Raw genomic sequence first — 22,341 nt, 5'->3', positions numbered from 1 at the left:
TATTACTAAAAATAAGTACCATATTATAATTTCTGGATTAAGGATTGTAATTCTTCTTGAAGGTTTCCTTTTGAAAAAGCAGAGTGCAGAATTTCATGAAAAGTATTTAAGGAAATTTGTAGTTTCTCTTCACCTAATGTAGTTAAACGTGTATAGATACCTCTTCGATCATCTTCACATATATGCCTTTGTAATGCACCGCAGCTTTTTGCTTCTAGCCTACCTACCAGCCTAGATATAGCACTTTGGCTTAATCCTACCATCTCTTGTAATTGTTGTAGCCTCAATTGTTTATCGCTTGTTTTGGATAAAAAATAAAGAACGTAAAACTCTTTTAACGAAAGGTTATGATTTTTTTGCAAAGCACTTTCCAACTCATTCGTAATGCTCATTTGAATATTAGTAAGAGATAGCCAATTATCTAAATACTTCTTTTCTTGATTGTTTTTCATGCACATTCCACCCTGTTCTATCCTTTATAATTAAAATATGGTACTTTAATCGATTATCATATCTAAAATACTCCATAAAAAATAATTTTACCAAAGCCAGAATTTAATGGTCAAACTTTTTTAAAAAGTGTGTGCCATATTGGCAGTTTCCATGTATGGTATTGTTCTTTTCATTTTAGACGAGTTTCTTCTTTTTGTCTAAAATTGAGTTATTCCATAAAAAAAACAGTCAAAATGACTGCTCTTTTTTTCATGAATTCAGTGTGACTGAACATGATCCTATTTCATTTGCACCCCAGTTTAATGAAAGCTTGTCTTGATCTGAAAGAGGACCGACGCCACTTGGAGTACCGGTAAAAATAATATCTCCTTGCTCAAGCCCAAAATGCTCTGCTGTAAATTCTATAATGGTTTGCAAATCAAAAAGTAAGTCTTTAATATTTCCGACTTGTACACGCTCACCATTTTTTAAAAGTGAAAAATCTAATTGTTCACATGCTTCGACACCTGGAAACGGAATAAAATCACTAAGAACAGCTGAATTTTTGAATCCTTTAGCCAAAAGCCAAGGATGCTGTTTTTGTTTTAACTGTGATTGAACATCTCTAAGTGTTAAATCCAACCCAATGGCCATGGCATCTACTATTTCATCTACTTTCATTCCTGATTCGTACTGCTTTGCGATATGTATGACAAGTTCAGTTTCAAAGTGAACGGAACCCTGATTACTCGGCAACGTAATGGACTTACCATTTGCTTCCACAAGCGAATGAGTTGGTTTTGAAAATAAAAAAGGAGAAGTTGGTACTTCATTATTTAATTCTTTTGCATGCAAAGCATAATTTCGACCTACACAATAGATATTTTTAATGTCTTTCATCATTAAACTCACTCTTTTCTTTTAAGAAATGTAATTTCAAAATAAAAATTTAATAATTAATAAAGATTGTAGTTACAATAGTAAGCCAAATTTGTTCCCAGTAAAATAATCACAGAAAAAACCGATTTGAATATATTTTATATTTTTCTGACTTTTTATACAATGATTAATATTATTCCTTGTTCGAACGATGTTAGGTTGGTCTGGATTTTATCAGAATGATGGCTACCGTTATTTTTTTCCTTTACTTATGGTCAAATGATTATAACGGATTAGAAGAATATTTATAATGAAAATTTTTCACGTTCTTTGGTGGAACATATACCAGATGTGGTGCTTTCCCTTTTTTCTCCTTTATAAAGTATTTAAACTTTTTTTCATAAAACACATATAGCGCCGTCCTATTTTTCGGACGGTGTTTAAAATAGTTGTTTCAGATTCTTTATCCTACCTTATTATCTCAAATCATTCTTATAGTTTTATTGATTGATGCCCTATTTATTGATAACAATCGATAATTTGTAGTGCATGCCTATTTAAGTCTCCCAAAAACTCATCTAATACTTCATTAGATGGAAAATTGCATTCGAGAAGATAACAACCATCTCCACTGATTTTATAGTTATGTATTATGTATTGTTCCTGTGTTTTTATGAACGTCAGATATGGTTGATGATAAGTGCTTTTTATAATGATAGTAATATAAGCATGTATAAAACACCCTAATTTGACTTGATTTACTTGAATGCTATACCCCTCAATCACTACATTATCCTCTAATTTAGCAACTCTAGATGCAGCTGCTTGACCAGCCAAATGGACTTGCTCTCCCAATTCTTCATTGTGATTCGACTGTTATTGGATAGTTCATGCAAGATACCCTATTTCTTTTAAAAGGGAATTCCAAAGGGGAACTTCAAAGGAAACATTTTGGCACTATAATTATTACAAAGGCACCCCCTATAACCACTAGCAGACTAAATAAAAAAGCATACTCCTTTATTTAGAGAAATGCGCCTGATTGGTGAAATAAGAATCATTCCACTTATTACCAGTTCATTATGACAAAAAAAGAGCCAACAAGTTGTTGACTCTTTGATTTAAAAAGTAGAGGCTAAATCTTTTGATCGTGCAATAGCATTTTCTTTTATTTCTTGTGCTTTATCAGGCATTGCTGCATGTCCTTCAACGAATACACCTTCAAAGGAAGGCACTCCGAAGAATTGCATAATGATATTTAGATATCGGTGACCCATTTCCATTTCAGCTGCTGGTCCTTCTGAATAAATACCACCACGAGCTTGAATATGCAAGGCTTTCTTATCAGTCAAAAGACCAACTGGGCCTTGTTCGGTGTATTTAAATGATTTACCTGCAACAGCAACGGAATCAATATATGCTTTCATTACTGGTGGGAATGAAAAATTCCATAAAGGTGTTACAAATATATATTTATCGGCAGCTATAAATTGCTCACATAACTCTGAGAGTCGACTAACTTTTGCTTTCTCTTCGGACGAAAGGTCTTCAAAGCCCTTTCCAGATTGAAGTTTCCCCCAACCACTGAAAACATCTACATCAATTTGAGGAATATTTTCTTTATAAAGGTCAATATTCACTATTTCATGACTAGGATTTACTTCTTTATAAGTGTCAATAAAAGCTTTTCCAACGGCCATACTGTAAGATTGTTTGTCATCATGAGGATGAGCTGTGATGTACAATACCTTTGTCATTCTGTATCTTTCCTTTCCTTTTACATATTTGAACATTCTAGTTTGTCTAGGAAATTCAACATTTATACAATTACTCGTACTAAAATATATTTAATTGATATGCATTAAATTAAATCCGTAAAATAGAAATTTGTTTTCGAGGGGCAGCACCAAGCTTTTTTCATGTTTCCCAGGCAGATTTAAGGAAGGTATAAATCTTCTTTCAATTTGTGAGAAAGAGTGGAATTTTGGATATGATAAAACAAGACATTCTGGTTCATTTTAGGAGGGCTTAAGGAAATGACGAATTCAATAAAATTTGATCTGCACACTCACCACCAGCGCTGTGGACATGCTATCGGCACAATTGAGGATTATGTAAAGCAAGCCATTGAATACGGCTTGCAATATATTGGGATTTCTGATCATTCTCCATATTTTTATAGTGAGGACGACCATCTCTACCCAACGATTGCAATGGCAAAAAGTGAACTTGTCCCTTATATTGAGGAAGTACTTCGCTTAAAAAAGAAATATGAAGGTAAAATTCACGTGTTATTAGGAATGGAAAGTGATTTCTTCCCTGAACACATTGAAGTCTACCGTCATCAATTTCTTTTACATCCTTTTGACTACATAATTGGATCTGTTCATTATGTTCAAGACATTAGCATTTTTAAAAAAGAGCGTTGGAATGGTTTAACCACTAAAGAACAGTCAAGAATAAAGGATGAATACTATGAATTAATACAGAAATCTGCAAAAAGCGGAATGTTTCAAATCTTAGGACATATTGATGCAATGAAAGGGTTTTATCCAGCCTTTTCATCCATTGAAACAGACAGTATTGAAAAAACGTTAAAAATCATTAGTCAGGAAGATATCGCCATTGAGATTAATACCTCTGGTAAAACAAAAGATTGTGGTGGGTGGTATCCAGCAGATGACATTTTAGAACGAGCTCTTTTCTATAATGTGAAGGTAACATTTGGATCAGATTCGCATACACCTGAACGTATTGGAGATGAATTTGAACTAGTTAAAAAAAGACTAAAGAAGATCGGCTTTTCTGAGTGGGCTTACTTTGTTAACAAGCAAAGGATTCTCACTCCACTTTGATCTTCTTAGTCAAAAGGAATAGAACTTGTCCAATCGCTTGAGCGTCCTGTAACAATTTGTATCGGACGAATGGAATGATGTTTTTCAATCCTTTTGCTACTACGAAGGCCGAAGCACAAAAAATAATTCGTGGACAGGAATCGATAATGAATCGTGCTTGGAATTTCATTACACCCCTTATCTGATCAAAGAATCGGTACCAATCTTTTTTATGAACATAAAATAATCATTATGCATTCTGTAATAAAAATTTTAGCACGATTGCTTACAAGTTCTTACCCGTTCATTTCAACGAATCCCAGTCATCGCCATATTTTTTAGCACAAAATCAAAATATTCAGGGAATTTATAACTTTCCATTCGTTAATCTTATTAAAAGGAGTTGATTTGGGTATGATTGATAACCCATTGCATAAAGAGAATGACGAAAACTCTGTAGAGTCAGTTGAAGGTAAGGCTGTTTTCAACTCTTCAATAGGGCGATCCGAAGCCCCTCCAATAACTCCGTCAAAAGATCCTGAATTCGATCTTTTTGGCACAGGATTAAATGGGTATCCGTTTTAATTCAACTTCCTTAATCAAGATACCTTCAAAACAAAGTGAATGGTATTAGAGCATTAGATTTCAAGACCTACATTATAAATTCCTATAAAATAAAGAAGAGCACATATTAGTCACGTATAATATGTGCTTTCCTTTTATTAAATTCAAGCGCCCTTTTCTGGATTTAAGCTAGGCTACCTAAATAATAATTAACTTTATATTATTAATTAGTATATAAAAATGCACTTTAATTACATTATTTACTTCTATATTTGGATTTCCTTAACGTTGTAAATCCGCATTTTCCTGACTCTACCCCTTTAAGGAAATGAACACTATAATATCATAAGTGACATGAGTTTTACCCTTTAAAAAAGGAAAATATAGTTAGTGTATTTGTCATTGCATACTAATAAAAAAAATAGCCACTCCCTTAATACTTAGAGAAGTGGCTGGTACACATTATTATTTATTTTAAATCTTTCATTTTAGGTGCCACTCTTTGCTTATTGCCTCGGTCTCTTTTATTTTGAATTCTAATACCATTATTACAGGTAAGTACTATTTTAGCTGTTAATTGAACTTCAGCAACAGATAGATAATAGGACCTGTATGTGATTCCTCAAAGGTAGTGAAATTCCATCTTCAGATGTTATGCTCCATTTCAATTCGTCCAATGAACCCTCACGTAGATCTCCATCTATATGTTTGTCAAAAGCGGCAGCTACACCTTGCATTTTTTCTAATTCGTACAGTAAGATCTATCCATTTTTCGTTAATAATAATGCCTTTTGCTCTTCAGGTTAGTCTATCTCACCTGGTTCTTCACCTGGAATTAATACTTCTCCAATTTTATCTATTGAGTCAAAAGCTGTATTAACCAGTAAGGACCTTGTTATTGGCATATCAAAATCAATATCTTTTTTAGCCTTTAGCCTTATGGTGGCTAATGCATTTTTACCCTCTAATGTTTGTTGAGATCCTTTATTGGAAAATGCCGCCATAATCCGTTGTTCTGTATTTCCTATACCTCCAAGTATAGAGTAATTTAACATACCCTTAGTTACATTGGTTGGTTGAACAATACTTGAATCACATGTACCATCTGCTTGACATTCTTTAACCAATTCATATTTATTCGGATCTAACTTCAACTCTAAATTAAAGGCATTGATATCCTTTAATCCTATTCCAATTATTTCTAATAAAAATTCTTCTCCTGCCTTTAACTGTTGTTTACTAGGTCTAATATCTATTAAACCATCAATTGGCCTACCTGTTGCTATAAGTGGTGTTTTTCCCAGTTTTCCTGCTACATACATTAAATCATAAGCATCAATTACCCCATTGTAATTAATATCAACCTTTGATACCTGATCCCATGCTGTATCTGTTTTATCAACACCCATGTAGCTAGCAAAAAATAGTAGATCTTCATCATCAATTGCACCATTTGGTATATTTTCACCCACAACCGTTCCTACTGTTTTATCTTTTTTATATGGTCTAAATTCTTGAGCAGAACCAAATCTTCCTACAGCATCAGTAATTGTCAACTTAATATATCTAGCTGTCACGTTATCGTTAAAGGAAATGGTTTTAACATCTTTATTTCTTTCGAATGTTCCATTAGTGATAATATTTTTGTAAGTTTTACCATCTAAACTGACATCTAAATTATATTTTAAGATGGTTCCATTTCCAGCATCAGGTCTTGGAAGATACTCTAGCTTATCTAATTGGTAAGCTAACTTCATATCAATTTCATAGGTATGAGGTAATACATTTCCATCAGACCATTCAGTATGCCATAAAGTATTATCGTCACCATCTACAGCTTTAGATCCTTCGCTGCCCGGTTGTTCACTACTTGCTTTTGCTGTCATATTCTTAGGTACGTTTCGATACCGATCAAGCTTTGTTCTAGCCTTAACTTCATCACTCCAATTTGATACTCCCTTTGAGTTTGCTGCTCTGACTCTGTATGAATATTCTGTATCAGCTGTTAATCCTGAATGAATATAGAAAGGTACTTGTTCACTATCGGTTGCCTTAAACACATTTGTATAGATTACGCCATTAATCAATAAATCATAAGTATTCTTACCATCAACTTCATCCCAATTTAATTTGATACTTTTATCCGTAATATTTTCATCTTTTGCTCCCAGGCCTGTAGGAACATTTGGTACTTCTTCATCCACTACATCCTTAACTTGGGTATTATTGAAACCGTCTACCATTAATTTAATGGTATTAGCTGAAACATTGGTTTTCCCAACCTTAACATAGAGTTTAGGTGATGTAGTTATCTTCGTTTTTTCAAATTCTGAACCCTTTGTGGAATATTTATTAAAGGATGGATTTTCATTAAAGAAATACACATTATCAGAACTTTTGTATTCTTCTTCCGTTGTGACTTTTCTTAATACAACATCTTTACCTCCAACTTTAACAGATACTTTCTTTGGATTTTTACGTGTATTTACAATGAATTCTGTACCTCTATTCCTAACTATGCCAGTATATCCTTTTCCTTTTGCCTTCCCAACAGTTATAACAACCCTTTCACCTTTAACATCTGAGGTGATATTGGTTCTAGTGTTTTTATCCTTTTTATATTCATTGGTTTTCCCATCATCTTCATATAATGTAAATTTTGATTTACCAGATGGGTATACGTCAAATATTCTATTATCAGAGCCATCCAATTGATTAATGGAATTGTTTTCAGGTGACATTGGAATAATGGCACCAGCCTTAACAAATACAGGGGTCTTCCATAATGGAGCACTAAAATTATTGATGACTGAACCACCTTTATACTGATCGCCTGTAAAATAATCGATCCAAATTTGATTCTCATCAGGAAGGTAAATTCCGTTCCTAACACCGGCTGTATGATCATTTTCATTATATACTGGTGCCACTAATAAATTAGGTCCCCACATATATTGATATTGTGTTTCTGTACCATACGTATAAGGATCATTCGGGTATTCTAACATCATCCCTCTTATCATAGGCATTGATTTTGATGTTGATTCTTCTGCGATCGTATAAATGTATGGCATCATTTGAGCCTTCAATTTTAGATACATTCTATTAATGGATGCATATGGTTCTCCATAATTCCAAGGATTTTTCGACTTACTATAATCGTCACCTGAAGATGCCCATCCATCCATATCTATTTGAATAGGAGTGAATGCCTTCCATTGGTAATCTCGTGTCTGGATGACCTTATCTCCTCCAAATATACCATCCATATCTGAACCTACATTTGGATTTCCTGATAAGCCAGCTCCAATGTATGTTGGGATATGCATTCTTATATATTCCCAATCTCCGCCATATTGGTCACCAGACCATAATGATGCGTAACGTTGCGTACCTGCCCATCCATCAAGAGAAATGACGAAAGGACGTGCCCCTTGGGAGTTTTCTGCTTTTTGTATTCCTTCTGCTGCTTGACGAGTTGCATTTAAAGCCATTGAATAACCTTGTCCAACCCATGCAACATCAGTCTTAATTGCTCTTACACCAGCTTGAACTTCACCGTCAAGATCTCTGCGTAAAGGGCTATCCTCTGGCAAACCAGGATCAGGATATAGATTACTTTGTGTCCATAAGCCTACCTCAACATCTTTCGCATTAGCTTCTTCAACAAAACTCTTTAAATTGTCTAATCCGCCATAACCACAACCATACCCATCATTTGGTAGGAACCAACCTAGAGGCATATCATTACTGCCATATTCATTTAAATTATTTAGTCCATTTTTTAATAGTGTTCTTTGGTCCTTATGACCATTATGAGTTCCATTAAAGCAATCCGCCTTTCCTAAATAAAACCCATATTTCGGCATAAGAGCAGCTTTACCGGTTAGCTCCGTATATTCACCAATGATCTCTGGAATTGAATCTTCTACAAAATAATAAGCATCAAATCTTTTTTCATCATGAGAAAAGGTGGCTGTCTTTGAAAAATTATAAACTCCTGGCTTAAACGTATTACGCATTACACCATATCCTTCAGTACTTAAATAAAATGGAACTGGACTGGAAGCAGCACCTGCATCCCAACCACCACCAATCGCAATATTTATTGAAGTGTCTTTATGCGAATAGTATCCATTTTGTTGTCCGCCACCATAAAAATATTCATTAGCTTTTGTATCAAGAGTTTGCAATGTTCTTTCATTATTATATTTAAGCGGCTCTTTTTCACTCCAAAGAACTTTGGATTTAGTTTTATCATATAAGCTCATCTTTGAAGTAGCTATTTCAATTCTTAACTCTATAGATTTTGTAGAAATCTTATAAAAATTAGCATCGCTTTTATTAACCTTTACATTTATTTTTCCGTATTTTTTATTGTAATCGCTCACATTTTTGTCAATTATCCTTGTGACGTGATCTGGTTTATTCGGAGTCGGATATTCCGGAAAATCTCCTGCTGGATCCAAGTGTAATCTAAATAGGTTATCCTTAAGGAAACTAATTTTTATTTTTTCACCTGTTGAAAAATCAAGATATACATCATTTCCGTCTCTTATGATTTTCGTTACTAGACCAATTTTCTTAAACGTTTCATTAGAAACAGTCGAATTATTTACACTATGATCGTCCAAGGCTTTGCCAGTTAAAGGAGCCATAGTTAACCATAGGATGACTAATAAAAACAAGCTTGCAATTTTTTTAAGATTATTAGCAATCTTCATTTTATAAACCTCCCCTACAAATATTAATTATTCAAAGAAAAAAGGTGTGCTGATGGTTAAGCCGTAGCGTATTTTTTAATAGCATCTTCTTCATTTCAACCTCTTCTATACCTGACTACACCATCAACAGCTGTGGCTTGAACATCTAACTTCTTATTCAGGATCACGTAATCAGCTATTTTCCCACTTGATAGGCTACCGAATTTCTTATCTTTTCCTATGCTTGCTGCTGGTGATAATGAAGCACTGTGCCATATTTTATACAGTGGTTCACTACTCCAACTTTTTAAATTTTTGACTCCATCAATTAATTTCAAAGTGCTACCAGCTAAAGATCCTGTTTCTGTTCGAGCCATACCATCTTTCATTACAACAGTGAATTCACCTAGTTGATACTCTCCATCAGGCATTAACCCTGCGCGCATACAGTCCGTAATTAGGACAAGCTTGTCCCCTTTAACATGTAATGCCAATGTTGCAATGTCTGGATGTACATGAAAACCATCACAAATTAATTCAGCAAATGTGTTAGAATCCGTTAATGCCGCACCTACCACACCTGGGTTACGATGATGTAATCCTGACATGCCGTTAAATAAATGGACAAAGTTTTGGGCACCCGCATTAATAGCCTTCTTACAGCAATCATGACTTGCGTTCGTATGTGCTATGCAGACAAATACACCTTCTTTACTTACATTTTTAATAAAATCTAACGTGTTTTCCCGTTCAGGAGCTAGGGCAATTTTTACAATAGTTCCTTCTGAAAGTCTCTTTAATTCTTGAAATTCCTTAAAATCCGGATCTCGAAAATAAATAGAATTTTGTGCTCCTTTATGTTGTTCGGAAAAGTAGGGGCCTTCCAAAAAAATACCTTCTGATTGTGCGCCAGGCAGTCCTTGTCTGACCGCTTCTGTTATCGCGAAAATGGCTTGATTCAAATCTGTTTTAGACGATGTCAATGTTGTTGGTAAAAAACGCGTAACACCAAGTTGTAAAATTGCTTTCGAGATTTCCTGAACTGCTTCGATAGTTCCGTCCATTATGTCATAACCTTTGATTCCATGAATATGAGTGTCAAATAAACCCGGGGCAATTGTATGTCCACTCCAATCGAACACATCGGAATCTGTGGAAACCGTCTCTGAAAATTCACCAAATAATCCATTATTCACTTGCAAATATCCACCTGTTTTTTCTTCATTCTCCATTAAATATCGTTCTGCTTTGATATAATATTTCACCTTATATACGCTTCCTTTTTATGCTTATATTCCAGCTACATCTTCTTCTGTTTGTTGCTGTATTTTTTTAAATTCCTTTATATTCTCTTTACCATCTTTTAAGATTTTATCGATAAATGCATCGAGACTGAGTTCTCGGTGAAAAAATCCGCTCAACAACATAGGTAAGTTTGTTCCAGCTACTACCCGAATATTATCTTTATCTGAAGCAATCCTAGAACACACATTAAATGGAGTTCCACCCGCTAAGTCTGTAAAACATACCACTCCTGATCCTGTTTCCACATTGTCAATAGCTTTAAATACAACTTGCTCTAAAATTGTTACATCTTCTTCAAATGGAATAACCTCTACTTGCTTTATTTCTCCAGCAATTAACTGGACCGACTCAAGCATTCCAGTTGGAAAAGAACCATGTCCTGTTAGCACAATTCCAATCATTCATTTCATCCTCTCTTATCAGTATTTTTTGTGTAAAATATTAAAATTATAAGATATTAAAGTAAGATCCTATTAAACCGACTACAACAGTTAGGCCAATCAGCATTAAAGGAGAACGCCCCTTTTTAAGTAACCAGTACATTAGTAACGTATATAATAACGGCAGCATCGCTGGCATGATCATATCTAATACATCTGATTGGATATTTAATTTTGAGTCTCCGGATTTCCAAACATATTTAACGTTAAATGCAACATAAGTCGCAATTAATCCGCCAACTACTGTCAAACCTACAATTGATGCAGCGCGGGAAACGAATTTTGTACCATCTTTTAATTTCACAATAGCTTTAACACCTGTTTTATATCCATAGTTCATTAATCCGAACCGGACACCAAAGTGAATAATATTAAATGAGATTAAAAATACAATCGGTCCAAGGGGGTTCCCTTCTACCGCTAATGAAGCACCAATTCCCGCTGTTATCGGTAGTAAAGTAAGGTAAAACAATGCATCCCCTATACCGCCAAGCGGACCCATCATAGCAACACGAATGCCACGAATAGCCTCTCTATCTTCTTTCTTTTGTTCCATGGCTAAAATCACGCCCATAATAAATGTTACTAAAAAAGGATGCGTATTAAAGAATTCCATATGGTCTTTCATTGATTTACTTAAATCTTTTTTATTTTTATGGATATGCCTTAGCCCTGGTAAAATGGAGTAAAGCCATCCGGCCGACTGCATACGTTCGTAGTTAAAAGATGCTTGTAATAGTAAAGAGCGCCATACTAAGTTTCGCAATTGCTTCTGTTGTAAATCCGGAGCTTCAGTTACATCTTCATATTTATTAGATGCCATCGGTGATTTCCTCCTCACTAGGCTGATATTTATCTGGACCTTGTTTTTCTTTGTTTTGGTAATAATCATACAATGCGATTGCCAAACCAATTAACGCAATTGCCAAAATTGGCATTTTTAAATAGGCTGCTGCGACAAATCCTATAATAAAGAACATGATATATTCGACTTTCATCATAATTTTCAATAACATCGCAAATCCAATTGCTGGCATAATCCCTCCAGCAATGGACAATCCGCCAATAATCCATTGTGGTACTGTTTCAACAAATCCTGATGCTTTTTCTGCTCCAAAGAAAATAGGTAAAAACGCTATTACTGCATAGAATGTAAACAGAATTAACAAGCCTAAATAATTTATTCGTTCAATACCTTTATAGTTTGCTTCTAGTGCATATTGATCGGCTTTGTGCATCATTGGTGCAAATACTGTGAAAAATAAGGTAATTAATCCTTGTACAGCTACAGCAAACGGAATGGCCACCCCAACTGCAACTTTTGGGTCCTGACCAGCAATAATACCAAATGCTGTTCCAATTACTCCTCCAATAACAACGTTCGGTGGTTGTGCACCAGCAAGTGGCACCATTCCCATCCAAATTAACTCCAAAGTTCCTCCAACTATTAAACCAGTCTGAACGTCCCCTAAAATAAGACCAACTACAAGTCCCGTAACGACCGGACGGTGAATATGGGTTAATCCATTAAATAGATCGACACCGATAATCCCAGCCCATAAAGCAATCAATAATGCTTCGACCAACATAGATTATCCCCCCAATATATCCATTATTTTTTTAAAATAAATCTAATATATTTTGTCCCTTTTCGCTTGGTACTCTTCTTAAATCCAACTTTACTCCAAGTTCGCCTAGACGTTTAAATGCAGCGATATCTTTTTCATCAACAGATACAGTGGATGAAATCTGTTTTTTCCCTTCTTCATAATGCATGTTTCCAATATTCAACAGATCAATTGGCACTCCGCCTTCCTTTAGCGCCCATGCATCATGCACATCTATTACAACTAAGAATATTTTTTGACGAGGAGACGCTTTATGAATGACGTCAATCGTTTTTTGTAATGAAAAATAGCGTGATTGAATAACATCAGGCAATACCATATCCATTAAATTTTGTTGGACTTCATCTGTGGATACCTTGTCGTTCGCAACGACAATTAAGTTTGCCCCCAAATGGTTGACCCATGTAACCCCCACTTGTCCATGTATTAAACGATTATCAATTCTGGTTAGTAAAATATTTGGAGCTGACATAAAATTCTTCCTTTCATAAAAAAAATTTTTTCCCGACATTTTATTTATTAATTTTAACTTGGCTTGAGAGTACTTATATCCATTATTTAAAGTTATGAATTGTTACACTTAACAACATGATTTATCCAACCATTTGGACTTGGATTATCTGGAGTAAGACCGAGTTGAATTAACTTTTTCATAGCCAGCGCTTAAGCGAAAATAATATTAACAGCACAATGTGAAAATCACTTGAAAATATATCTGTTCAAAAGTTTACTGAAACCTGATTGTTCTGCAGCTAATTCTCTTAACCTAGCAATCCTGTGACATAAATAATTCATTTACAATTGATATCGGACCATTACGAAAACCTAGTGATGAATCATGAATCGTGACAACGTGACCTGCAAATAGTTCAAGTATCTTCAATGCTGCTTCGTATGAAAACTGCCCTAGCATTCCCGAAAGACAAAGTCTAGAATTGCCTCAATACTCCCTGTTATAGAATCGACTAAACACTCAGCATTACAAATCATACCCCTCACAATTGAAAGCGCTTCCACCCCGAATAAAGAGAAAGCAGCCAATGAACTAATAGATATACTAGGTTGCAGACGCCGTTTTTCATAAAAAAACTCATTAACTGATGAAGGAATAGCGGCCAAACAGTTCAAAATTTTGCTTGAATAAATTTCTTTTTCATCAAAATTATCTTCTATAATCCCTGAGCACTCGCATGTTCAAGCATTTCCTCCAGTAACTCAGGGATTTCACGGTAAGCACTCCCTCCCCCGGCAGCTTCCACTTCGTAAAACTACATGCAGGATGTTAGGATTTGATTGAGAGCATGGAATCTTACCTTTCACTTAACTGAGTGACAACCGCTTGATTCATTAATTGTTGAACCAGTTAATGAATTACTTTTTTTTACCCCTAAATCCTGTTCTCATTAAAAGTCACAGCGCTTAAATTGAATTATTATTTTACTTTCTCGAACCAGGAACTGGCTGTCTCCTTCAATACTACATTCAGTTCTTCAATATTTCTTTTACCTGTATCTTGTAACCAGGCACGTCCTGCTTGTTCACCATTTATAGCAAATGATGCCACACCATCTTTCCAGGTTGCCCGGCCACATAACACACCGTTAAAGGTAGAACCGGATTCTTTGGCAAATTTCAATGTTTCTTGGAATAGCTTTGCACTTACCCCTGCACTTAAGAAGATAAAGGGCAGTTCTGTTGCTTCACTCTGTTCTTTGAAAAGAAATGCAGCTTCTTCTTTACTGTAAACAATTTCGCCTACTGCATATCCTTCCACAAAGTTCATATCTACCGGAACTTCAACTTTCAACACATCAACTTGATATTGAGGTTTGGAGAACTCCTTCATGGCCCTGATCACTTTATTCGGTTTCACTTTTGCGTACTCTTTACTTTTCACATCATTATTTCCAGCATCATAAGAGACTATTTCCAAGAAAAATGGAATATCTTCAGCCGCACACTCGGATCCAACCCGTTCCATATAGACATGCTTATAGTTATTGATTTTCTCTTCTTCATCTACATCATAATAAAGTAAGAATTTGATAGCATCAGCGCCGGCTTCCTTCAAACGTTTTACTGAACATTCCGGTAATAAGTCAGGCAACCGGCCCACTTCTGACGCATCATAACCGGTTTTTTCATAGGCCACTAATAAACCTGCATTCTTGTTGCGGACCTTTGCTGCCGGCAAACCATATTCTGGGTCCAATAGAATAGCGGTTGCAAGCGGTGTTAATTCCTCAGAAACCAATTCTTTGAACCGGATGATACCTTCATCTCCCACTTGACTTGCATCGCCAGCCGCAATCATTTTTTTCAAAGAGCCACGTTGATCAATGGCTAATGCTCCAATCACGCCATTTTCATCCGATAAACGTTTAAGAGCTTCTAATTTATTTTTGGTGAGATCTAACATTTGCATTCTCCTATCAATCTATTTTTTCAACTTTTACGAAATCAAAGTACTGTTTAAATTTGTTTATATTAATAAAACCGGTTACGGCTTCCATGGTATTCAACATTCCTGTGGTCATAGCCGTTTTCAGGACAGACTCCACCGTTTGATTTCGGTTCAGTGCCACAGCTAACCCAGCAACGGTCGCATCTCCGGACCCTACAGGATTGACCACATCTATTTTTGGAATCGTAACCTGATAATAATCGTCCTCATGCCTGACAAAGGCACCTTTATCACCCATGGACACGATAATCCACTCAATACCCTTAAAAATCTCATGGTTTAACATTTGTTTCAAATCGATGATTCCAGCCTCAGCTTCGAAGCCCAACAGCTGAGTCAATTCTGCAATATTCGGCTTGATGGCAAATGGTTTTTTCTCGTGTATCAAAACTTGTTTTAACGATTCCCCTGACGTATCAACAATCACGGGCTTTCCCTTATTACAACTGATTTCAATCATTTTACGGTAAAAGTGAGTTGGTAACCCTTTCGGTAAACTTCCTGAAATCGTAACAAGTGAAGCGGTTGTAAGCAGGCATTCGAATTTTTCTAAAAAAGCTGTCCCTTCTTCCATGGATAACGTCGGTCCAGACTCTAAAATCTCTGTTTGCATTCCCTCATGAAGAATGGCAATACAATTTCTTGATTCATTTTCGATTCTCAAAAAGTCATTGGGAATATTACTTTTATTTAATTCCTGAACAATGTAATCACCAATCGTTCCGCCTAACACACCTGTCGACAAAACCTCTTCTTCCATTTGTGCGATAATTCGGGCAACATTCAAGCCTTTTCCACCAGCCGTTTTTCGTACCGTTTTTACCCGGTTGACATCGTCAAATTTGAATCGATCAACCGGATAAGAAATATCGACCGATGGGTTCATTGTTACAGCTAAAATCATCGTAATCACTCTTTCCGGCTTTTGTTTAAGTTTGATAACGACAAACCCAATCATGTAAGTCGCGATTAAATCAAGCTCAGGATTATACACAATAAAGTCAGCAATTTTCCACATTCTTTATCGAACTGAACATTCTTAGCAAATGCAGTACATACCATATAAATGGTTTTGCGGCAGTGGCAATAACTCATGGCAGATCCATCGTGTCTATTTTCTTAATAAATATCGAATTCTCCATCTTTAATTTCCAGAAAACCAGGACCTACCACCTTTTCTTCAGGAAAAAACTTATCTGCAATAATAAATGTTGACATGCTTCTTTCCCCTTATTCTATAAAACTACTTAAGCGTTCAAGTACATTCTATTTACTCATATTCGTATACGGTTACGCCTTTTACTACACGGTTTACCGTACCTGTCGGTGAAGGTGTATCCGGTGTATTACCGACTTTTACGGAAGCTAGTAGTGAGACAGTTTGCCCAATCATGACAAAAGGTAATGCCAGGTAAACATCCGGTACGGATTGAGCATCTCTGCCGAATAAAAACGTGTTCCCAACAAACCTGGTTTGGCCATCGACTTCAATGGCACAAATGTAGTTAGCAATGTTATCTCGCTGCAATTCATTTAACATATCCAAATCATATTGACGTGTATAAGGGTGATTGGAAACAAAAACAAAAACCAACGTTTTTTCATTGACAAAAGATTTAGGCCCATGACGGAATCCCAATGGCGAATCAAATGCTGTTACAATTTTACCCGCTGTTAGCTCTAATACTTTTAACTGCGATTCTCTCGCTAACCCTTCTAAACTTCCTGAGCCCAAATATATGATCCGGTCAAAATTACGGTCGACTATTTTTTGGATATCCCCTTCTCTACGAATAACACTTTCACCCATTTGGCGAATCGTTTGGACAATTGATCCTTTTTCCTCCAATGGCAGCTGATCAAAAACGAGTAATGTTGTTAATGTCATGCATGAGTAGCTTCCGGTCATGGCAAATCCTTGATCATTGGCTCTTTCGGGCATCAATAATAAAAAATTGTGTTCATCATCTTTTGCCCTTTTCGCTAACTCGCCATCATTTGCACAAGTAATCGTTAACTGGTAGAAGTTCGTTACGATTTGTTCAGCTAATTCTATGGCAGCCACACTTTCGGGGCTATTGCCGCTTCGAGCAAATGAAACCAGCAAGGTTGGGAAATTTGCATTTAAAAATTCATAGGGGTTTGACACCAAATTGGTAGTCGGAACACTCAGCAATTCCCACTTTTTTTCATCCACTTTTCCTTTTAAATAAGGTGTGACAGTATCTCCAACATAGGCAGAAGTTCCAGCACCTGTAAAAATGACACGAATTCGTTCATGTTGCTCAGCCAGTTTTTGCAAAAATGCTTGAGTCTCTGCGTGTTTCTTTGTATACAATAGATAGGTTTCATCCCATAAAACAGGTTGCTGCTTGATTTCCTCTGTTGTAATCGATGCACCTAACGATTCTAATTTTTCATTATCAAGTGTAAACATCTCCAACACTTCTCCTTTTTTATAACCTCTCGAATACTCTCAATCCTGCACCAACGACGCCATTATCTTGCTGTAAAGTGCTGATTCTCATTTGGCCTAAAATATGTTGTTGTTCAGGTAATTGGTAGCTTTTTAGTTTTTCTTTCATTAACTTAAGCAGAAAAGGATTGTTTACGATGACACTGCCTCCGAAAACCATTTTATGTGGATCCAATAAACAGGAAATCGAATAAAGTCCTTGAGCTAAGTTGTCAGTCACTTCTTCAATGATGGGTAGATATTCACAAGTCCCATTTGCATAGCCTGCAAAGACTTCTTTAGTGGAAATTGTTTCAACTTTCAATTCCTTTTCCGCCAACTTTTCGATGGCAGGTCCAGCAGCCACTTTTTCCAATCGCTTAATTCCTTTATTGTCTGCCTTCGAAAGTACCGGTATCAACCCAAGTTCCCCAGCGAATCCGGCCCCCCTGAAAAATGAACCATTTTGAATGATAGAACAAGAGATTCCGGTACTAATAGTCACATAGACAAATGTCTCGTTCCGCTTTACCTGAGCTGCCTTCCACTCGGCAAATGCCGCCATATAGACATCATTGTCAATACTTATCTGTTCAAGTCCGAAATGCTCCCGTAAACGGGCAGTGATGGGAAACTGTTTCCAAGGTAAATTATTTTGAAAAATAGCTATGCCATTTTCACAATCAACTTTACCTGGTACACCCACACCGATGCCCTCTATGTCAGCTAAGGAAAAAGGTGATTTTTCAAGAACTTGTTCCACTGCTTCTAATACTCTGACAAACATATTTTCCCGATCTGAAGGATCACTTTTTACATCCACGCGCTTTAGCAATTCTCCCGATTCCGTAATGATACCCGCTGCAATTTTTGTCCCTCCAATGTCAATGCCGATTGCCTTTTTCATTTTCCTGCACCTCTTATTCCTATCCATCGTCTACTTTTTGAACAAGCGATTCCAAACACTTCATAAACTTTTCCCCGCTTCCAAAAACAGTAAACTCCTCCAGACCTTTTATACTACCCTTACGCAGTTGGGTTGTTGGTACAAGTTTACTTTTAATAAAAACCCATAGCCAAAATACTATGAGTTTTTTAAAACGTAAGTTCAGTATAACAGTGTCTAAAATAAGCCTGCCTTCTTAAAAACCATACTTACAATCTATACTTATTTATTTTACATCATCATCACTTGTTGGGTCAACCCAACGAGTTATGATGTCCTAGAATTAATTTTAGATTTAAATACACTATTGAATCGTGTACATTTTTCTTTTTATTTTCCGCCTGTAACTGCAATTCCTTCAATAAATTGTTTTTGCAAGAAGATAAATAAAATCAGCATTGGCAGTATCGCTAAAAAGGAGCCTGCCATAAGTATAGGATAATTTGTTAAATATTGACCTTGGAGCGATGACAATCCGACAGAAAGTGTCATTGCTTCGGGAGAACTATTTACAATCATTGGCCACATCAATTCATTCCAGCTCCAAAGAGTAGTGAAAATACCCAAAGCAATCAAGCCCGGCTTGGCGAGGGGAAGCATTACTTTCCAGTAAATTTGGAAATGGTTACAGCCATCAAGTCTGGCGGCCTCTTCTAGTTCTTTTGGAAGACCCATAAAGAATTGCCTTAGCAGGAACGTACCGAATGCACTAAACAGACCTGGGACTATTACCGCCTGTAATGTGTTTAGCCAGCCAAGTTCCACCATAATCATATATTGCGGGAGTAAAAACACTTGTCCTGGTACCATTAATACCGATAAAGCTAACATAAACAGAATATTCCTGCCTGGAAATTCAATCCGAGCGAATGCATAGGCGGCTAACGAACACAAAAATAGCTGCCCTGCTGTCCGGACGACCGTAATTATAAAGGTATTAAACATAAATTTGAAAAAAGGCAAAAGTCCAAAAACCTCTATATAGTTCCCCCATTGGAAATCCTTAGGAATTATAACTGGCGGAACATGAATAGACTCAGCATAAGTTTTTAATGAGGTTAAGATCATCCATAAAAAAGGCATGACCATTGCCACAGCTCCCACAATAAGGACGAAATGGATTAGGAATGTCTTACTTGTTACAAACTGTCTCGTTCTTTCCAATGGTTCTCCCTCCTTTAGTCATAATGAACCCATTTTTTCTGTAAGACCATTTGGATTGCAGTGATAATTAGGATAACTATTAATAGTAGAACAGCGATTGCTGCTGCATATCCCTTATCGTTTAAAACGAAAGCGTGCTGATAGAATAAATAAACAACCGATTGAGTGCTTTCCAAGGCTGTACTACTTTTTCCAATCATCATGAAAATTAAATCAAACACCTGAAAAGCACCAATTAGAGAAGTGATGCTTACAAAGAAAATAACAGGAGAGAGCAGTGGCAGTGTAATTTTAAAGAACACACTGATCGGCCCTGCTCCATCCATTTCCGCCGCTTCATAATAGGACTTTGGAATTCCTTGAAGTCCGGAAAGGAAAATGACCATATTATAACCAATTCCACTCCAGATTGCTACCACAATAATCGAATATAAGGCAATTTTCGGATCACTTACCCACTGTGGACCCTTGATCCCAAATAAAGACAAAAGATAGTTTAGCAGTCCGTAATCAGAATTATAAAGCCATTTCCAAACCATTGCGATGGCTGCAGGCATTGTAATTACGGGTAAGAAATATAATGTGCGATAAACGGATTTCCCTTTAATTTTCTGGTTTAGGAGTACCGCTATTATAATAGAGAAGAAAATCCCGATTGGGACAGTGATAATAATATAAATCCCAGTATTCTTAAATGATTTCAAAAGGTTAGTATCCTCAAGCATCCGCTTATAGTTATCTAACCCCGTCCACTCATATTGACCAAATGCTCCCCATTCGGTGAAACTAAAATATAAGGTCTGAAAGATAGGCCACAGGTAAAAAATGAACAAACCGAGCATGGTAGGGGCAATCATGAGATAAGCCCAAAAGAAGTCTGAACTTTTCCTTGTCTTCGTTAAGTTGGAAACCTTAAGTTTTGCATTCGTATTCACTTCAACCTGTAGAGGATGTTCCTTCACTGCATTCACTCCTTTTAAGGAACGAAGAGAAGAATCATCTTCTCTTCTTCATTTTTTTTACTTCTTGGATAGCGCCTCATTTGCCTTTTCTGTTAACTCTCTTACAGCGTCGTCCACACTTTCTTCTTCACTCCAAGCCTTTTTAAGAACGTCCGTTTCATACTGCCAAATTTCTCCTGTCCTTATAACACTAGGCAGTGGAACAGAATAATCGACACCATCAATAAAGGCCTGAAGATTTATATTTGGAACGGCTTGTATCCAAGCATCCTGTGTATCATTATAAGCTGGAATAACCGTCCCTGTTTTCGCAAATATATCTGCGGCTTCTTTAGAGCCTAGGAACTGGACAAACTTCCATGAAGCGTCTTTATGCTTTGTGTTAGCCGCAATAACATTGGCTAGCCCATGAATGGCAACCGCGCGCTGTTTTCCTTTTGGTACTACAGCAACATTTATATCAGGATTATTCTTATACTCTTGTACCATCCAAGGACCATCAAACATCATCGCTACTTTTCCTGAAGAGAATAATTCAGAAGCGGCTGTTTCTGTCATTTGAGCCTGTGTTGGAGATAATCCCTCCTTAATGAAACTAATATTATAATTAAGCGCATCAATGGACTCCGGCTGATCAAAACCTACAGACTTACCATCGTCAGAAATAATATAACCGCCATTTTGCCAGATAAAATCATAATAGCCACCTTGGTTGCCCATTAATGCAGCATAGCCCCAAATACCTTTGTCTTTATCTGTCAGTTTTTTAGCGACTTCCTTTAACTTACTCCAATCCCAAGTGTCATCTGGATATGGTACACCTGCTTCATCAAAGATTTTTTTGTTATACCATAAGCCCGTTGTATCAAAGTCTTTTGGAATACCGAATATTTCTCCTTTTACGGTATAAAGGTCAATTAAAGATTTCGGATAATTATCTAAGCCATAGTTTTCTTTTTTTGCAAGGTCAGTAAGTGGGAGGATTACCTTTCCTTCTGCATATTTCTCAACATGGGCACCATTCATCCACATAACATCTGGCAACGCCGCCCCAGTTGCAGCAGTTTCAAGTTTTTGAAAATACTGGCCATAAGGAGTCATCTCCGTTTTCACTTTAATGTCCGGATATTTTTCGTTAAATAATTTGATGACTTCATCTATGGCAGTGACTTGCTTCTTATCCCAAAATCCATAAGTAATTTCAACCTTTCCGTCCCCTGATGCAGTGTCATCATTACTACATCCAGCTAATCCTATTAATCCTAAAATTGTGGTTAAAAGCATTATTAGCCATTTTTTCATCATGTTACCTTCTTTCAAATAAAGTTTTGTAGATTTCTAACAAAATACTTCTTGAACACGAATGGTTTTGTGACAATTTTCACCATGATAACCCTTACATTTATTTATTCCATTAAAACTTTTACTACAGCATAAATTAGAAATACGTACGAAGGCGATTTGTATAGGGCTTACCACCTCCACTAAATAAAAAGGGCTCGGAAAATAAAACCAGGATGTGAACAAATCTTCTTTGTTGAATTTACACTCCAAAGAAAATGGTA

The 22,341-nt window shown here is 36.2% G+C and carries 19 protein-coding genes and 1 pseudogene; 2 read left to right on the top strand and 18 right to left on the bottom strand.

The window, feature by feature from the left end:
* Positions 1-23 precede the first annotated feature (23 nt).
* The 4 genes and pseudogenes from BS1321_RS23460 to BS1321_RS23445 form a co-directional block, all read right to left on the bottom strand.
* On the bottom strand, positions 24-452 hold the full coding sequence (locus BS1321_RS23460) for a MarR family winged helix-turn-helix transcriptional regulator (RefSeq protein ID WP_063236092.1): 429 nt from the start codon (positions 450-452) through the stop codon (positions 24-26).
* A gap of 250 nt (positions 453-702) precedes the next feature.
* Positions 703-1,332: a fumarylacetoacetate hydrolase family protein gene (locus tag BS1321_RS23455; RefSeq protein WP_063236114.1), complete on the bottom strand. Its 630-nt coding sequence runs from the start codon at positions 1,330-1,332 to the stop codon at positions 703-705.
* A gap of 494 nt (positions 1,333-1,826) precedes the next feature.
* Positions 1,827-2,174 (bottom strand): annotated as a pseudogene (locus BS1321_RS23450) (Lrp/AsnC family transcriptional regulator).
* A gap of 258 nt (positions 2,175-2,432) precedes the next feature.
* The gene (locus BS1321_RS23445; RefSeq protein ID WP_063236091.1) at positions 2,433-3,068 is read right to left on the bottom strand and encodes an FMN-dependent NADH-azoreductase; all 636 of its coding nucleotides are present in this window, start codon (positions 3,066-3,068) and stop codon (positions 2,433-2,435) included.
* 279 nt (positions 3,069-3,347) lie between these two features.
* On the opposite strand from BS1321_RS23445, the gene BS1321_RS23440 reads away from it, so the two are divergent.
* The gene (locus BS1321_RS23440) at positions 3,348-4,166 is read left to right on the top strand and encodes a histidinol-phosphatase (protein ID WP_174524200.1); all 819 of its coding nucleotides are present in this window, start codon (positions 3,348-3,350) and stop codon (positions 4,164-4,166) included.
* Here the strand turns inward: BS1321_RS23440 and BS1321_RS23435 are convergent.
* Positions 4,153-4,335: a hypothetical protein gene (locus BS1321_RS23435; protein ID WP_063236090.1), complete on the bottom strand. Its 183-nt coding sequence runs from the start codon at positions 4,333-4,335 to the stop codon at positions 4,153-4,155. The genes BS1321_RS23440 and BS1321_RS23435 overlap by 14 nt on opposite strands.
* A 224-nt stretch (positions 4,336-4,559) precedes the next feature.
* Between BS1321_RS23435 and BS1321_RS27655 the strand changes: the two genes are divergently transcribed.
* Entirely contained in the window at positions 4,560-4,730 is a 171-nt protein-coding gene (locus BS1321_RS27655) for a hypothetical protein (RefSeq protein ID WP_155726535.1), read from the top strand.
* 782 nt (positions 4,731-5,512) lie between these two features.
* Here BS1321_RS27655 and BS1321_RS23430 read toward each other — a convergent pair.
* The 13 genes from BS1321_RS23430 to BS1321_RS23370 all read right to left on the bottom strand — a co-directional run bounded on the left by BS1321_RS23430 (position 5,513) and on the right by BS1321_RS23370 (position 22,078).
* On the bottom strand, positions 5,513-9,433 hold the full coding sequence (locus tag BS1321_RS23430; protein ID WP_232522719.1) for a TIM-barrel domain-containing protein: 3,921 nt from the start codon (positions 9,431-9,433) through the stop codon (positions 5,513-5,515).
* Between the two features lie 95 nt (positions 9,434-9,528).
* Complete coding sequence (gene nagA / locus BS1321_RS23425) at positions 9,529-10,677, bottom strand: N-acetylglucosamine-6-phosphate deacetylase (protein WP_069981785.1); 1,149 nt, start codon at positions 10,675-10,677, stop codon at positions 9,529-9,531.
* A 24-nt stretch (positions 10,678-10,701) separates the two neighbouring features.
* Positions 10,702-11,118, bottom strand: coding sequence for a PTS sugar transporter subunit IIA (locus tag BS1321_RS23420; protein WP_063236089.1), 417 nt, complete (start codon positions 11,116-11,118; stop codon positions 10,702-10,704).
* A 46-nt stretch (positions 11,119-11,164) separates the two neighbouring features.
* A complete protein-coding gene (locus BS1321_RS23415; RefSeq protein ID WP_063236088.1) occupies positions 11,165-11,980 on the bottom strand; it encodes a PTS system mannose/fructose/sorbose family transporter subunit IID in 816 nt (271 codons plus the stop codon).
* On the bottom strand, positions 11,970-12,746 hold the full coding sequence (gene agaW, locus BS1321_RS23410) for a PTS N-acetylgalactosamine transporter subunit IIC (RefSeq protein ID WP_063236087.1): 777 nt from the start codon (positions 12,744-12,746) through the stop codon (positions 11,970-11,972). Before agaW ends, BS1321_RS23415 begins: the two co-directional genes overlap by 11 nt.
* Before the next feature lie 31 nt (positions 12,747-12,777).
* A complete protein-coding gene (agaV, locus tag BS1321_RS23405; protein ID WP_063236086.1) occupies positions 12,778-13,257 on the bottom strand; it encodes a PTS N-acetylgalactosamine transporter subunit IIB in 480 nt (159 codons plus the stop codon).
* Between the two features lie 960 nt (positions 13,258-14,217).
* Positions 14,218-15,204: a tagatose-bisphosphate aldolase gene (lacD, locus tag BS1321_RS23400; protein WP_063236085.1), complete on the bottom strand. Its 987-nt coding sequence runs from the start codon at positions 15,202-15,204 to the stop codon at positions 14,218-14,220.
* A 13-nt stretch (positions 15,205-15,217) separates the two neighbouring features.
* The gene (gene lacC / locus BS1321_RS23395; RefSeq protein WP_063236111.1) at positions 15,218-16,153 is read right to left on the bottom strand and encodes a tagatose-6-phosphate kinase; all 936 of its coding nucleotides are present in this window, start codon (positions 16,151-16,153) and stop codon (positions 15,218-15,220) included.
* A gap of 366 nt (positions 16,154-16,519) precedes the next feature.
* Positions 16,520-17,686, bottom strand: coding sequence for an SIS domain-containing protein (locus tag BS1321_RS23390; protein ID WP_063236084.1), 1,167 nt, complete (start codon positions 17,684-17,686; stop codon positions 16,520-16,522).
* Between the two features lie 19 nt (positions 17,687-17,705).
* The gene (locus BS1321_RS23385) at positions 17,706-18,611 is read right to left on the bottom strand and encodes an ROK family protein (RefSeq protein WP_063236083.1); all 906 of its coding nucleotides are present in this window, start codon (positions 18,609-18,611) and stop codon (positions 17,706-17,708) included.
* 369 nt (positions 18,612-18,980) lie between these two features.
* Positions 18,981-19,739 carry a carbohydrate ABC transporter permease gene (locus tag BS1321_RS23380; RefSeq protein WP_232522830.1) on the bottom strand — a complete coding sequence of 253 codons (759 nt, stop codon included), beginning with the start codon at positions 19,737-19,739 and terminating at the stop codon, positions 18,981-18,983.
* Between the two features lie 89 nt (positions 19,740-19,828).
* Complete coding sequence (locus BS1321_RS23375; protein ID WP_232522829.1) at positions 19,829-20,749, bottom strand: carbohydrate ABC transporter permease; 921 nt, start codon at positions 20,747-20,749, stop codon at positions 19,829-19,831.
* Between the two features lie 84 nt (positions 20,750-20,833).
* Positions 20,834-22,078: an ABC transporter substrate-binding protein gene (locus tag BS1321_RS23370; RefSeq protein WP_063236080.1), complete on the bottom strand. Its 1,245-nt coding sequence runs from the start codon at positions 22,076-22,078 to the stop codon at positions 20,834-20,836.
* Between the last annotated feature and the right edge of the window lie 263 nt (positions 22,079-22,341).

Source organism: Peribacillus simplex NBRC 15720 = DSM 1321 (assembly GCF_002243645.1).
Classification (GTDB): Bacteria; Bacillota; Bacilli; order Bacillales; family DSM-1321; genus Peribacillus; species Peribacillus simplex.
Note: the sequence above shows the minus strand (reverse complement) of the source record. Positions and strands in the feature narration are given on the sequence as shown.

Bases quoted from the DNA above. Each gene is read 5' to 3' on its own strand.
- BS1321_RS23460 (WP_063236092.1), bottom strand. From the start codon at position 452: ATGAAAAACAATCAAGAAAAGAAGTATTTAGATAATTGGCTATCTCTT.
- BS1321_RS23455 (WP_063236114.1), bottom strand. From the start codon at position 1,332: ATGAAAGACATTAAAAATATCTATTGTGTAGGTCGAAATTATGCTTTG.
- BS1321_RS23445 (WP_063236091.1), bottom strand. From the start codon at position 3,068: ATGACAAAGGTATTGTACATCACAGCTCATCCTCATGATGACAAACAA.
- BS1321_RS23440 (WP_174524200.1), top strand. From the start codon at position 3,348: ATGACGAATTCAATAAAATTTGATCTGCACACTCACCACCAGCGCTGT.
- BS1321_RS23435 (WP_063236090.1), bottom strand. From the start codon at position 4,335: ATGAAATTCCAAGCACGATTCATTATCGATTCCTGTCCACGAATTATT.
- BS1321_RS27655 (WP_155726535.1), top strand. From the start codon at position 4,560: ATGATTGATAACCCATTGCATAAAGAGAATGACGAAAACTCTGTAGAG.
- BS1321_RS23430 (WP_232522719.1), bottom strand. From the start codon at position 9,433: ATGAAGATTGCTAATAATCTTAAAAAAATTGCAAGCTTGTTTTTATTA.
- BS1321_RS23420 (WP_063236089.1), bottom strand. From the start codon at position 11,118: ATGATTGGAATTGTGCTAACAGGACATGGTTCTTTTCCAACTGGAATG.
- BS1321_RS23415 (WP_063236088.1), bottom strand. From the start codon at position 11,980: ATGGCATCTAATAAATATGAAGATGTAACTGAAGCTCCGGATTTACAA.
- agaW (WP_063236087.1), bottom strand. From the start codon at position 12,746: ATGTTGGTCGAAGCATTATTGATTGCTTTATGGGCTGGGATTATCGGT.
- agaV (WP_063236086.1), bottom strand. From the start codon at position 13,257: ATGTCAGCTCCAAATATTTTACTAACCAGAATTGATAATCGTTTAATA.
- lacD (WP_063236085.1), bottom strand. From the start codon at position 15,204: ATGTTAGATCTCACCAAAAATAAATTAGAAGCTCTTAAACGTTTATCG.
- lacC (WP_063236111.1), bottom strand. From the start codon at position 16,153: ATGATTTTAGCTGTAACAATGAACCCATCGGTCGATATTTCTTATCCG.
- BS1321_RS23390 (WP_063236084.1), bottom strand. From the start codon at position 17,686: ATGTTTACACTTGATAATGAAAAATTAGAATCGTTAGGTGCATCGATT.
- BS1321_RS23385 (WP_063236083.1), bottom strand. From the start codon at position 18,611: ATGAAAAAGGCAATCGGCATTGACATTGGAGGGACAAAAATTGCAGCG.
- BS1321_RS23380 (WP_232522830.1), bottom strand. From the start codon at position 19,739: ATGGTCATGCCTTTTTTATGGATGATCTTAACCTCATTAAAAACTTAT.
- BS1321_RS23370 (WP_063236080.1), bottom strand. From the start codon at position 22,078: ATGAAAAAATGGCTAATAATGCTTTTAACCACAATTTTAGGATTAATA.